The sequence below is a fragment of the Bacterioplanes sanyensis genome, assembly GCF_002237535.1.
GTDB classification, from domain to species: Bacteria; Pseudomonadota; Gammaproteobacteria; order Pseudomonadales; family Oceanobacteraceae; genus Bacterioplanes; species Bacterioplanes sanyensis_A.
This window is the reverse complement of sequence record NZ_CP022530.1, coordinates 2,480,832-2,492,852: the sequence shown is the minus strand read 5'-3', so window position 1 is coordinate 2,492,852 and position 12,021 is coordinate 2,480,832. Positions and strand designations below refer to the sequence as shown.

12 protein-coding genes are annotated in these 12,021 nt (G+C 52.8%); 4 read left to right on the top strand and 8 right to left on the bottom strand.

The features are described from left to right. Positions 1–103 precede the first annotated feature (103 nt). The 4 genes from CHH28_RS11595 (at position 104) to CHH28_RS11580 (ending at position 3,831) form a co-directional block, all read left to right on the top strand. Entirely contained in the window at positions 104–370 is a 267-nt protein-coding gene (locus CHH28_RS11595) for a DUF4212 domain-containing protein (RefSeq protein ID WP_094060461.1), read from the top strand. 14 nt (positions 371–384) lie between these two features. Further along, positions 385–2,169: a sodium:solute symporter family protein gene (locus tag CHH28_RS11590; RefSeq protein ID WP_094060460.1), complete on the top strand. Its 1,785-nt coding sequence runs from the start codon at positions 385–387 to the stop codon at positions 2,167–2,169. Positions 2,170–2,299: 130 nt separating this feature from the next. Next, positions 2,300–3,055, top strand: coding sequence for an enoyl-CoA hydratase/isomerase family protein (locus tag CHH28_RS11585; RefSeq protein WP_094060459.1), 756 nt, complete (start codon positions 2,300–2,302; stop codon positions 3,053–3,055). Positions 3,056–3,216: 161 nt separating this feature from the next. Beyond that, positions 3,217–3,831 carry an outer membrane protein gene (locus CHH28_RS11580; protein ID WP_094060458.1) on the top strand — a complete coding sequence of 205 codons (615 nt, stop codon included), beginning with the start codon at positions 3,217–3,219 and terminating at the stop codon, positions 3,829–3,831. Positions 3,832–3,898: 67 nt separating this feature from the next. Here the strand turns inward: CHH28_RS11580 and CHH28_RS11575 are convergent, their stop codons facing one another. The 8 genes from CHH28_RS11575 to CHH28_RS11540 all read right to left on the bottom strand — a co-directional run bounded on the left by CHH28_RS11575 (position 3,899) and on the right by CHH28_RS11540 (position 11,635). Continuing rightward, the gene (locus CHH28_RS11575; RefSeq protein ID WP_094060457.1) at positions 3,899–4,951 is read right to left on the bottom strand and encodes an adenosine deaminase; all 1,053 of its coding nucleotides are present in this window, start codon (positions 4,949–4,951) and stop codon (positions 3,899–3,901) included. Positions 4,952–5,183: 232 nt separating this feature from the next. After that, entirely contained in the window at positions 5,184–6,779 is a 1,596-nt protein-coding gene (locus CHH28_RS11570; RefSeq protein ID WP_094060456.1) for an isocitrate lyase, read from the bottom strand. A gap of 161 nt (positions 6,780–6,940) precedes the next feature. Then, positions 6,941–7,888: a sensor histidine kinase gene (locus CHH28_RS11565; protein WP_094060455.1), complete on the bottom strand. Its 948-nt coding sequence runs from the start codon at positions 7,886–7,888 to the stop codon at positions 6,941–6,943. After that, complete coding sequence (locus CHH28_RS11560) at positions 7,881–8,429, bottom strand: heme NO-binding domain-containing protein (RefSeq protein WP_094060454.1); 549 nt, start codon at positions 8,427–8,429, stop codon at positions 7,881–7,883. The genes CHH28_RS11565 and CHH28_RS11560 overlap by 8 nt, the downstream gene beginning before the upstream one ends. Next, complete coding sequence (locus CHH28_RS11555; protein WP_199243892.1) at positions 8,426–9,757, bottom strand: HD domain-containing phosphohydrolase; 1,332 nt, start codon at positions 9,755–9,757, stop codon at positions 8,426–8,428. The genes CHH28_RS11560 and CHH28_RS11555 overlap by 4 nt, the downstream gene beginning before the upstream one ends. A gap of 78 nt (positions 9,758–9,835) precedes the next feature. Next, positions 9,836–10,129, bottom strand: coding sequence for a hypothetical protein (locus tag CHH28_RS11550; RefSeq protein WP_094060452.1), 294 nt, complete (start codon positions 10,127–10,129; stop codon positions 9,836–9,838). 164 nt (positions 10,130–10,293) lie between these two features. Then, a complete protein-coding gene (locus tag CHH28_RS11545) occupies positions 10,294–10,614 on the bottom strand; it encodes a P-II family nitrogen regulator (RefSeq protein WP_094060451.1) in 321 nt (106 codons plus the stop codon). A gap of 13 nt (positions 10,615–10,627) precedes the next feature. Next, positions 10,628–11,635: a sodium-dependent bicarbonate transport family permease gene (locus tag CHH28_RS11540; protein WP_094060450.1), complete on the bottom strand. Its 1,008-nt coding sequence runs from the start codon at positions 11,633–11,635 to the stop codon at positions 10,628–10,630. Between the last annotated feature and the right edge of the window lie 386 nt (positions 11,636–12,021).

Genomic DNA, 12,021 nt, shown 5'->3' with positions numbered 1-12,021 from the left:
AGTTTTTTTGGATGATTCTAACAAGCTAATACCAAGGTCTATCTTCTTTAGTGGCCGTGACTCACCTAGCTTGAAAATGCATCTAATAAAATCAGGAGGGGTTATGGCTTTTAAGTCTGACGATGATCGAAGTGCCTACTGGCGCAAAAATATTAATCTCATGCTGACGCTACTGGCCATTTGGGCACTGGTGTCTTATGGCTTTGGCATTTTGCTACGTCCAGCGCTCGACGCCATTCCCATCGGTGGCGTCGGTTTGGGATTCTGGTTTGCCCAGAATGGATCCATCTATGTATTTCTTGCTCTGGTGTTCTTCTACGCCAAAAAAATGCGCCAGCTGGACCGTGAGTTCGGCGTTGATGACGATTAATTGAGGAGAAGACCATGGATCTGCAAACACTCACCTACCTGATTGTCGGCGCCACGTTTGCCTTGTATATGAGCATTGCGGTTTGGGCGCGCGCTGGTACCACGGGCGAATATTACGCTGCGGGCCGCGGTGTGCATCCGGTTGCCAATGGTATGGCCACCGCCGCCGACTGGATGTCTGCTGCCTCGTTTATTGGCATGGCTGGCTTGATCGCATTTCGCGGCTACGACGCGTCCATTTTTTTAATGGGCTGGACCGGCGGTTACGTATTATTGGCTCTGTGTTTAGCGCCTTATTTGCGTAAATTTGGCAAATTCACCGTGCCCGATTTTATCGGTGATCGCTACTATTCACGTTCGGCTCGTATCGTCGCCGTTATCTGTCTAATCGTTGCCTCACTGACGTATGTGATCGGGCAGATGAAAGGCATTGGCGTGGCCTTCTCGCGCTTCCTCGATGTCGATTACGCTACTGGTCTGTACGCTGGCATGGGTATTGTTTTCTTTTATGCCGTGTTGGGTGGCATGAAAGGCGTTACCTACACCCAGATCGCTCAGTACTGCGTGTTGATTTTTGCGTACACAGTGCCTGCGGTATTTATCTCACTTAATTTGACTGGAAACCCTCTACCACAACTGGGGCTGCTGAGCGACACCGCCGATGGTACTCCACTACTGATAAAACTCGACCAAACATTGGTCGCGCTCGGATTTGCTGAGTACACCGCACAAAAAGGCGGCACCTTTAACATGCTGATGTACACCTTGTCGCTAATGATGGGAACGGCCGGTCTGCCACACGTTATTATTCGCTTTTTCACCGTACCCAAAGTGTCTGATGCCCGTACGTCCGCTGGCTGGGCGCTGCTGTTTATCGCCATTCTATACACCACAGCACCGGCTGTCGGTTCTATGGCGCGCTTGAATCTGACTAATACCATTCAAGACCCAGCCTTCGCTGTCGGTGACCCACAGGGCAACCTGGTGTATGACGAGCGTCCGGACTGGTTTAAAAACTGGGAAACCACTGGCCTGCTGGAATTTGAAGACAAAAATGGTGACGGCCGTATTCAGTACTACAACGACAAAAACCCTGAGTTTGCTGCTATGGCCGAGCAGGAGTTCGGTTGGAAAGGCAATGAAATGGTGAAAGTCGACCGTGACATCATGGTGCTGGCCAACCCAGAAATTGCCAAGCTACCGAACTGGGTGATCGCACTGGTGGCCGCTGGTGGTTTGGCCGCCGCACTGTCGACGGCGGCAGGCTTGTTGATCGCAATTTCCTCAGCCATTTCGCACGACTTGCTGAAAAGCACCTTTATGCCGCACATCACCGAGAAGCAAGAACTGCTGTCGGCACGGATTGCCATGGCGGGCGCCATCTTAGTGGCTGGCTATCTTGGCCTGAATCCGCCAGGCTTTGCGGCCCAGGTGGTGGCATTAGCCTTCGGACTGGCCGCATCCTCGATATTCCCAGTGTTAATGATGGGCATCTTTAGCTCGCGGGTGAACAACACCGGTGCGGTGACAGGCATGTTGGTGGGTTTAACCTCTACCTTGCTGTACATCTTCACCTACAAAGGCTGGTTCTTCGTGCAAGGCACCAACATGTTGCCCAACACGCCGGACAGCTGGTTCCTCGGCGTCGCACCCGAGGCCTTTGGTGCCATCGGTGCACTGCTGAACTTTGCCACCGCCTTTATCGTGACCAAGATGACCAAGCCTGTGCCGGATGAGATCCGTCATATGGTCGAAGACATCCGCTTCCCGAAAGGCGCGGGAGCCGCGCAAGACCACTAGCGCATGACCTCCATTTTTTGCCCGGCTTAGCCGGGCTTTTTTATGCCCTGAAGATATTCAGCTGTCATCATTGGATATTGCTGAGCTGGAAACAGTTTGCCATGATCCGGCTTTTAGTTGAGGCCTATTCATGTACCAAGATATTTTATGCGATGTTGGCGATAGCATTGCCACCATTACCTTAAACCGCCCCGATGTGTTTAACGCCATTCGAGTGCAGACCTACAAAGACATTATTGCGTGTTTGCAAGACTGCGAGCAGCGCGCTGATGTCAGCGTGATTATTCTGACCGGTGCAGCCGGTAAATTCTGCGCCGGCAACGACCTGAGCGATTTATTACCCGGTGGCGATTTAGCCGGTGTGCAACAAGGCGTAGCGGGTATTTTTGATACGTTGGCCGCCATGCAAAAGCCATTGATATTGGCGCAAGAAGGCGTCGCCGTTGGTATTGGCGCCAACTTATTACTGCATGCGGACCTGGCTTTTGCCGGTCGCAGTATTCGCTACAGCTTGCCATTTAGTAAAATTGGTGTGGCTGCAGAGGGTGGTTCATCGGTATTGCTGAAAGAAGCCATCGGTGCCAAAGCGGCAGCGGACTTATTGCTTACCGGCCGCTTCTTTAGCGCAGAAGAAGCTGTTAACTGGGGCTTTATCAACGCCGCTGTCGACGACGGCAGCGCATTGGAGCACGCCGTTAGTGCGGCCAAAGCCTTACTGCAGAACTCGCAAGCATCACTGCGCGCGATCAAACAATTGGGGCGCCAGGAGAATCATCGCCAGCGGGTCAATGCAGCGGTCAAAGCAGAAATGGACGCGTTTTCCGAGTTGTTGCAAACCGAAGAAACACAAATGCGCATTAAGCAAGTGTTGAAAGGCAAAGGCTAACCTCATCGCCCGGCTGATCGAATAGTCGGGCGTATCACGGTTACCGGTGACTGTCTGTATCCTCGCTGTCTTAACAGACACGGCTCTCACCGAGCGCAAACGGTTAATCTAGGATTCAGGTAACGGGAGTATCGTTGCGCGCCATCGAACTGGAGACAGACATGACACTCAACCGAAACGCGCTCACACACATTTCCTTACTGCCCCGAAGTATTGCCACCCTGCTCACAGCCATCAGCATCAGCTGCGCTGCACACGCTGGTGACTCAAGCCCGATGGTGCAAGTGGGCATCACCGACGCTCACGGCCATGTCGATCATGACTTTATCGGTTTGACCAAAACCGAGTCCGACCTCAACAGCCGCGGCTACCTGGTTGCCTACAGCCACTACTTCACCAACACCGGCAATCAGTTGCAGTTTTCACTGGCGCGCCGTAATGTCGATTTTGAAGACATCAACTCACGCGGACATTTTTGGGGAGCAGATGTTGATTGGAAAATCACCTTAACCAAAACCCTCATCAAACCGTACGTCGTGGCCGGCATGGGGTATCAAGAGTTCAACAGCTCTGACAGCCTCAAGTTTGCCGATGATGACTTGTCCGGCTTGAGCTTTAACGCCGGTATTGGCGTTATTGCAGACGTCAGCCAACATTGGCGAATTGATCTCGGGTATCAGCGCAAGTCCGTATGGAGCACCGATAACCTGGCCATATTCGCGGACAGTGAAACCCGCATGAATGAAATCAGCCTAACGCTGGGCCGCCATCTCTGACGGCCGAGCTGAAAAAGCAGTCACAGGCAAAATTACCGCCCCATCATGGCAGCGTGTAACAGCAAGACTAGGACTGCAGAGCCTCGACCCATTGCTGCAGCCAGCTATCTTGCTTCTCTGCAGCGAAACTGGAAGTCAAACTATGATGCGCCAGCCAAGCAGCCTGACGACGTGTCATGTTTAAATGCTCCGCCAGCGCCAAGTAGTTTTGCATCACATCGCCACCAAAAAACGCCGGGTCGTCGGAGTTAACCGTGACCCGAACACCGCGCTCTAACAGCGTCAGTATCGGGTGCTCAGACATGTGTTGATAGACTTTTAACCGAGTATTCGACAAAGGGCACACGGTTAACGGCATTTGCGTATCGATCAACTGCTGGATTAAATCGTCATCATCGGTACATCGCACACCGTGATCCACTCGCTCAACCTTCAGGCCATCAATGGCATCATGAATAAACTGTGCTGGGCCTTCTTCACCGGCATGGGCCACGGTTTTTAAACCCAGCTCACGAGCCCGCGTGAAGACGCGTTCAAATTTTAACGGTGGGTGGCCCAACTCAGACGAGTCCAACCCCACCGCGGTTATTTTATCGAGATACAGCTCTGCAGCTTCCAGTGTCTCAAACGCGGCCTCTTCGCTTAAGTGACGCAAAAAGCACATAATCAACTCGCTGCTGATGCCCATTTGCTGCTCGGCATCTGCCAAGGCTCGAGTGATGCCATTTAGCACCGTTGCAAATGCAATACCACGATCAGTATGGGTTTGCGGATCAAAAAACGGTTCTGTGTGCACCACACCCTGACGCTGGCATTGCTGCATATACGCCCAGGTCAGATCGTAAAAATCCTGCTCAGTGCGCAACACATCGGCACAGCGGTAATAAATATCAAGAAAAGACTGCAGGTTATGAAAATCGTAGGCTTCGCGCACCGCATCCACATTGGCAAAGGGCAACTCAATATCATTGCGCTGTGCCAGCTCAAACATCAACTCTGGCTCTAACGAACCCTCCAAATGCAGGTGCAACTCAGCCTTGGGTAAAGCACGCAAAAAGGCCTCGTCGGCGATGTCATCGGTACGGGATAAATGGGTATTGATTAAATCTACGGCAGCCATGGAACACTCCTCTCATTTTCCCGACACCTTAGAGGAGTTAAGCAGCAAAGCCAAATATTAGGGCAACGGGCAGCCATGCGCTGAGAGAAGGCAGCGCCAACGCTGGTTAACACAGCAGCCGCCAGTCGAATATCTATTATTGGCCCCATCACTTGTGCAGAAGCGCTAGGCACAAAAAAGGCGACACCCTCATCACAAGGGGTCGCCTTTTTCAGAACTAACTAACTAGATCTTAAGAGAACTGGTTAGACGTGTTCTTAGCACCGCCAGCTTTCAGTGCGTTCTCACCAGCAAAGTATTCTTTGTGGTCGTCGCCCATGTCGGAACCGGCCATGTTTTGGTGCTTAACGCAAGCGATGCCTTGACGGATCTCTTTACGCTGAACGCCTTCAACATAACCCAGCATGCCTTGCTCACCGAAGTACTCTTTCGCCAGGTTATCAACCGACAGTGCAGTCGTGTGATAAGTCGGCAGAGTGATCAGGTGGTGGAATACGTTCGCTTCACGAGAAGTATCCGCCTGGAATGTCTTAACGCGCGCGTCAGCAGCTGCAGACAGCTCAGAATCGTCGTATTCAGCAGACATCAGGTTGTTACGATCGTAAGCAGAAACGTCTTTACCTTCCGCTACCCATGCATCGTAGGTTTGCTGACGGAAGTTCAGCGTCCAGTTGAATGATGGAGAGTTGTTGTAAACCAGTTTCGCATCTGGGTGTACTTTACGTACTTCGTCCATCATGCCTTTGATTTCGTGTACTGTCGGTACTGCAGTTTCAATCCACAGCAGGTCAGCACCAGCGTTAATAGCTTCGATACAGTCGAATACACAACGCTCATGACCAGTGCCCTGACGGAACTGATACAGGCCAGAAGGCAGACGCTTAGGACGTACCAGCTTGCCATCACGGTTCAACAGAACATCGCCGTTTTGAACGTCTTCAACGTTCACTTCTTCAACGTCCAGGAAGGAGTTGTAAACGTCGCCCTGATCGCCTTTCTCTTTAACAACAGCGATTTCTTTGGTCAGACCAGCGCCTTCAGAGTCGGTACGTGCAACGATGATACCGTCGTCAACACCCAGCTCCAGGAAAGCGTAACGCAGAGCACGCAGTTTAGCGTGGAAGTCGTTGTGTGGAACGGTCACTTTACCGTCCTGGTGACCACATTGCTTCTCGTCCGCCACCTGGTTTTCGATCTGCAGCGCACAGGCACCGGCTTCGATCATTTGCTTAGCCATCAGGTAGGTCGCTTCAGCGTTACCGAAACCTGCGTCGATGTCAGCAATGATAGGTACGATGTGAGTTTCGTAGTTGTCGATTTGACCCTGGATTTCTGCTTCTTTAGCAGCATCACCCGCTTCACGAGCGGCGTCCAACGCACGGAACAAACCACCCAGCTCACGTGCATCCGCTTGACGCAGGAAGGTGTACAGCTCGTTTACCAGTGAAGCAACGGCTGTTTTTTCGTGCATAGATTGGTCAGGCAGAGGACCAAACTCACTGCGCAGAGCCGCAACCATCCAACCAGACAGGTACAAGTAACGACGCTTAGTAGTACCGAAGTGCTTTTTGATCGAGATCAGCTTTTGCTGACCCACAAAACCATGCCAGCAACCCAGAGATTGGGTGTACAGAGACTTGTCTTTATCAAAAGCTGCCATGTCTTCACGCATGATCTTGGCAGTGTAACGAGCGATGTCCAGACCGGTTTTGAATTGGTTCTGAACGCGCATGCGAGCGACGTATTCTGGGTTGATGGCATCCCAAGGGTTACCTGCCGCTTCTTTCAGAGCTGCAACCGCTTTTGTTTCTTCTTGATAAACTGACATGAGCCAATCCTTCAGTGATGTGTAGATGACGGCGACCTCCTCTACCCCACAGTCGGAGGAGTTCGCTGGCTGCTGAGCATATTAGTGAGTTGCCCCATATAATTAAAATCAATACGGTCTATATCTAGTATTTTATTGATGAATGTCAGGAGGTGATCGAATCAGGCCGTTTGTCGTTGCAGCGGTAACCAAACGGTAAAACAGGTGCCCTCGCCGGGCGTGCTATCGACCTTGATGTCGCCGCCGTGCTCTTGAATCAAGCCATAGGAAATCGACAAGCCCAGACCCGTGCCCTCGCCCACCGGCTTGGTGGTAAAGAATGGAGTAAACAGCTGATCCAGGTGCTGCTCGTCGATACCGTGGCCAGTGTCCGATACCTGCACGGCTATGCCCTCGCCCTGACGTGCGGTGGTGATGGCGATACGACCATCCGCCGCCGTAGCATGAAGTGCATTGCTGATCAGATTCACAAACACCTGCGTCAGCTTGCCGGCAAAGCCGGTGATGTCCGGCAATGGCTGATAGCTCACCTGCACATCCACCAACACATCCAACTGACTTTGCATAATACTCACCGCACCACGCACGCAATCGTTCACATTCAAAGCTTCGGCGGGTTGGTCGTCTGAACGTGAAAAGGTACGTAAATCCGCGACGATCTGCGCCACACGTTGCAGGCCGACCTGGGTTTCAGGAATAAGATCCTGATTATCTTCCAATAAATAATGCACCTCGTATTGCTGCATTAATTGCTGCAATAATTGGCGAATGATGTTGATGTCGTCGCTGCACTCAATCTTTTCACGCAATTGCTCAAAACACTGGCTTAAGGCACTCATGTTCTGCGACAGCACATTAAAATTGGCGGTGATAAAACTTACTGGGTTATTGATTTCATGGGCGACTCCAGCGGACATAATCCCGAGCGATGCCATTTTTTCCGCCTGCACTAATTGTCGCCGGTTTTGCTCCAGTGCCTGATGACTGGCTTCCAGCTCGCGCAACGAGTCGTACAGCTCACGAGATTTCTCTTCCAACAGATGCTCGGCCGCGTTGCGCAGTTTACGCTCTCGCTCCAGCGCCATTTTATACGCTTGCAGCTCATCCATTGCCCGGCTCACAACGCACGATTAATTCGCAATGATCATCACCGCGGTGCAAACAACGATCGTGACTCAACCGATAGGGAGTCGAAAACCGTGTCGCACTGCCATCAATCAACCCCTCAGCCAAGCGGCATAATTTACGCGGGCTGCGATACAACATAGTAAGTTCATTGGCTGCGCTGCGCGTCACCTCAAAAGTGGGCAGCGCCGCGTCACTGTAGAGTTTACGCACTTCCTTGTGCACTGTGGCTTCCACCGTTTCGAGAAAATCGAGTAAATGATCAAAGCCGTGAAAGAACACCGGATAACTGCTCTCAAAGGCCGGCACCATAAACTGCCCAAAGCGATACAACAGCTCGTCAACCGACAGTCCAGTATGCTCAGATACCGCCACCACCAAGGCGACCAGCTCGTCATCGGGATAAGTGCCGGTAGCAACGTACAAACCGTCGCTACCAGCACGATCCAGCACCTGTTGCCAGCCTAAAACGCCAACCGACTCTTCCGCCATTTGCCGGAGCAAATCAAATACCACGCCTTTCATAACGGCTCTCCTACGCGGGCGACCAATACATGCAGCGGTTCGCCGGCCATGGTTTCAAGGTGTTTCAGTTTGGTGATCAAGGTGTGGTCCAACACCTGGCCTTCACGTAACAGTGCGATGCCACGATTGCTGAATAAATGCCGGCTCAGCACCATACCAGGTTGCAATTCCGCGGCGCTGACGATGCGTTCGGCATCGTCGTCTTCATCTTGGTTAAAGTGCTGCTGCTTAAAGGCTTCCACCACCTCCGTGTCGTACAACACACCACTGAAGCGCTCAATCTCGCGCAGGGCTTGCGCCTCGCTAAACACGCTGCCGGTGTAATAACCCAACACCAGATCCAAATAGTCGCGCACCACTGACATAATGCGACAGCCCAAGGGAATCTGATCACCGCGGAGCTGGTCGGGGAAACCGGTGCCATCGTAGCGTTCAAACTGATGGCGAATGTAACGACTGGCCTGCTCTAAATTTGGAATGCCCATCAGCGCCGTTTCCCCCAGCACCGGATACTGACGGAACTGCTCGGCTTCAGCGGCATCAAGACTGGCAAATGGCTTGTTAAGCAGTGTGTCTGGAAAACCGACCTTGCCCAAGTTCGCCAGCAGCACCGCTTCACGCACTGACGTGGCCTCAGAATCGGATAACCCCATCGCCTGGGCTAGGCTAAAGGCCATCGCAGCTTTGCGTTGATCCGCGCGATACGACACCGGGTTGCGCAAGCCGGCAATGCTGGAGGCCAGTGCTACCATGTGTTCGTAACTCTGGCGAACACTGTCGTGGGTTTTTTCCAGCAAGGCGTGATTATGGCGTAACTCTTCGGTGCGCTCGGCGACCTTTTCTTCCAGCTGGCTGTTCAGGGCTTCCAGCTCGATGTTTTTCTCCAGCAACTCCTGACTCAACTGCCGGTTACGCACTTCCAGCAGCTTGGCTTTTAGGTGCTTGCTAACGATGTCGCGCAGTTCGTCGTCATTCCAGGGTTTGGTCAAATACTGGGCGATTTTGCCCTCGTTGATCGCCGCAATGGTGGACTCCAAATCGGCGAATCCAGTCAGCAGGATGCGCACCACGCTGGGAAAGCGCTGCGATGCCTGAGCCAGAAACTCCGAGCCCGACATGTGCGGCATGCGCATGTCCGAGATGATCAGGTCCACCGGGTGCTGTTCCAACAGCTGTAAGCCCTCGGCGCCGGAGCTGGCCGTCAACAGCGTGACGCCAGTGCTACGCAAAGTTCGTTTGAGCGCGCTGAGAATGCTGGTTTCGTCATCGACCAGCAACACGGAAGGCGGCTGGGCGGTGTCCGTGGCTCCGTCCAGTAGTTCGGTCATGGTAGTCAACCTCTGCTGCAAACCTACTGCTTGCAGTTTAGGCCAGATCATCAGCTTTGACTGGTGGTAGCGATGCGATCACTCACGCGAATCGGACAGCCAAGCCATCACCCGCGACCACACAGGTTGCAGGCGCCGCTCGCGGCTTAAAAAATGCTCAGCTTGGAAAAATGCATTGACCAAGTGGCCCGGTGTGGGGGCATAGCCGTAGCGCAAGCGCCAATAGCGCTCGGCTTCAAACTGCAGCCGTTGATACATACGGTCATAGTCGGTATTGCCGTCGTAGCTTATAGTCTGTGGCGGCAGCTGTTCTCTTTTAAGCGCCTCCACAAACCACTGAACCAAGGCTTCTGGTGGGTGATTAATCGCCATGCAAACCTTCAACCGTTAACACACTCTACCGTGGCATTGCTTTTATGGTACATCAAGCAGTGAGACGCTAAACAGCATTGCCCCCCTCAATGCACCAGCCGCGATGACATTGCCTGACGGCAATCGGATCACCCGTGCAGCGAGGCTACCAGAGAGTGTGAGCGCTAGAATTTGCTCGGACGCAGCACTTCGATGTATTCGATGTAGGTAATGCCGGAATAGTCGGTAAAGTAGGTTTCGGTGATTTTCGTCATAATGGCTTCTGCCATCGACTTATCGTTCACCACCACCTCGATTTTCACATCCGAGAAATCGTCGACCACCGCTGCACGTTCAGACGTTGCGCGAAACGCATGGCTGCCTTTGCCGCCCGCGGCGATGATGGTGTAACCCTTAGCGCCCGCCGCTTCAATGATCTCCACCACACCTTTGACGATCAGCTTTTCCGTAATGACGACAACCTTTTCAGCAGGATGTAATTGCATTTCCATTTCCTTATTAAACGTCAAACACCACTTCGGCGAGGGCAATAAACAGTGGGATACAAACGGCAATGGAGACAGGCGTACCGACACTGGTCGAGGCGCCAATATACGCCGACGGACTGGCTTTAGGAATACCGGCACGCAAGGTTGGTGGGCCGGAAATGTCCGAGTTCGACGCCGCAATCACGGCAAATAGAATCACCCCGCCAGGGCTAAAGCCGACCAGCACATGCGCCACGTAACCCAACCCAAACGCCATTAAGCCATGCACAATGGGACCGAAAAACGCATAAATCGCATACCAATGGGCCACTCGGCGCAGCTCGCTTAAACGCTCGTACGCCTCCATGCCCATGACCAGCAGCAATACGGTTAAAAAGCCACGAAACAGCGGATCATAAAAACTTTCCAACACCGAATCCGGGCGTGCCAGCAGCCCCAGTGCCAACCCCAACAACAATGCCGACAGCGCTGAGCCACGCAGGCTTTCTTTGACGATGCCCCAGACATCCACCTTGCTGTGTTTGTCCTCACTGTGTTTGTGCTGATGCATATTGGCCAACACAATGGCGAGGATCAGCGCTGGAATATCCATAAAGGGATAAAGAGCCGGCACCCAGGCCTCGAACACAATCGACTCCTCTTCCAACAGCACCATAGCTGCAGCGAGGGTAGACGCACTGACCGCGCCAAACAAACCGGCGGTGGCGTAGCCATCGGCGCGGTTAATACCGGGCAAAAATGAAAACAAAAAACTGCCCAGCAAAACAATCACCACACCCACTACCACCGAGAACAGCGCCGGTAGCAGCATGGCGGTAAAGTCCGCTTCACGAATCTCGATGCCGCCGTGCAAGCCAATTCTCATCAGCAATACAAACACAATAAATTGATACACTGCGTTAGGAATTTTTAAATTGCTGCCCAGCGCCGCGATGACCATGCCGCCGATCAAAAAGCCCAGTGTCGGGGTTTGAAACTGAGTTACCAGCCGAGCGAGAAAATCGAGTAAAAACTCCATGCATGGTCCTTTCAATGGGTGATAGACACGGCGACCGCTGCTGAGTCGGGCCGGATTCGTGCACTTAACGCGGGGATTCTAGCCACAGCGGCATCACCGTCAAGCCACACGGCTTGAAGCTGTTGTGCGCCGCTGTTAACAACGAATAACTAACCAATTAAACAGCAACAATCGGCTCCAATCTGAGTAACCGTGTTTGTGATGCTAGCGCGAATCGCGCCAAACACCCACACCACTGTGGCCGCTTTGGCACAGTGGCCATCACCATGGCCATTTAACTTTTACCGCTCGACTGCATCCAACTTGGTATGGCCGTGCGGTTTAGGTGACCAAGCTCGGCTTAGGCCACCAGGCTTGGCTTAGGTCACCGATCCCTTAGATAACCC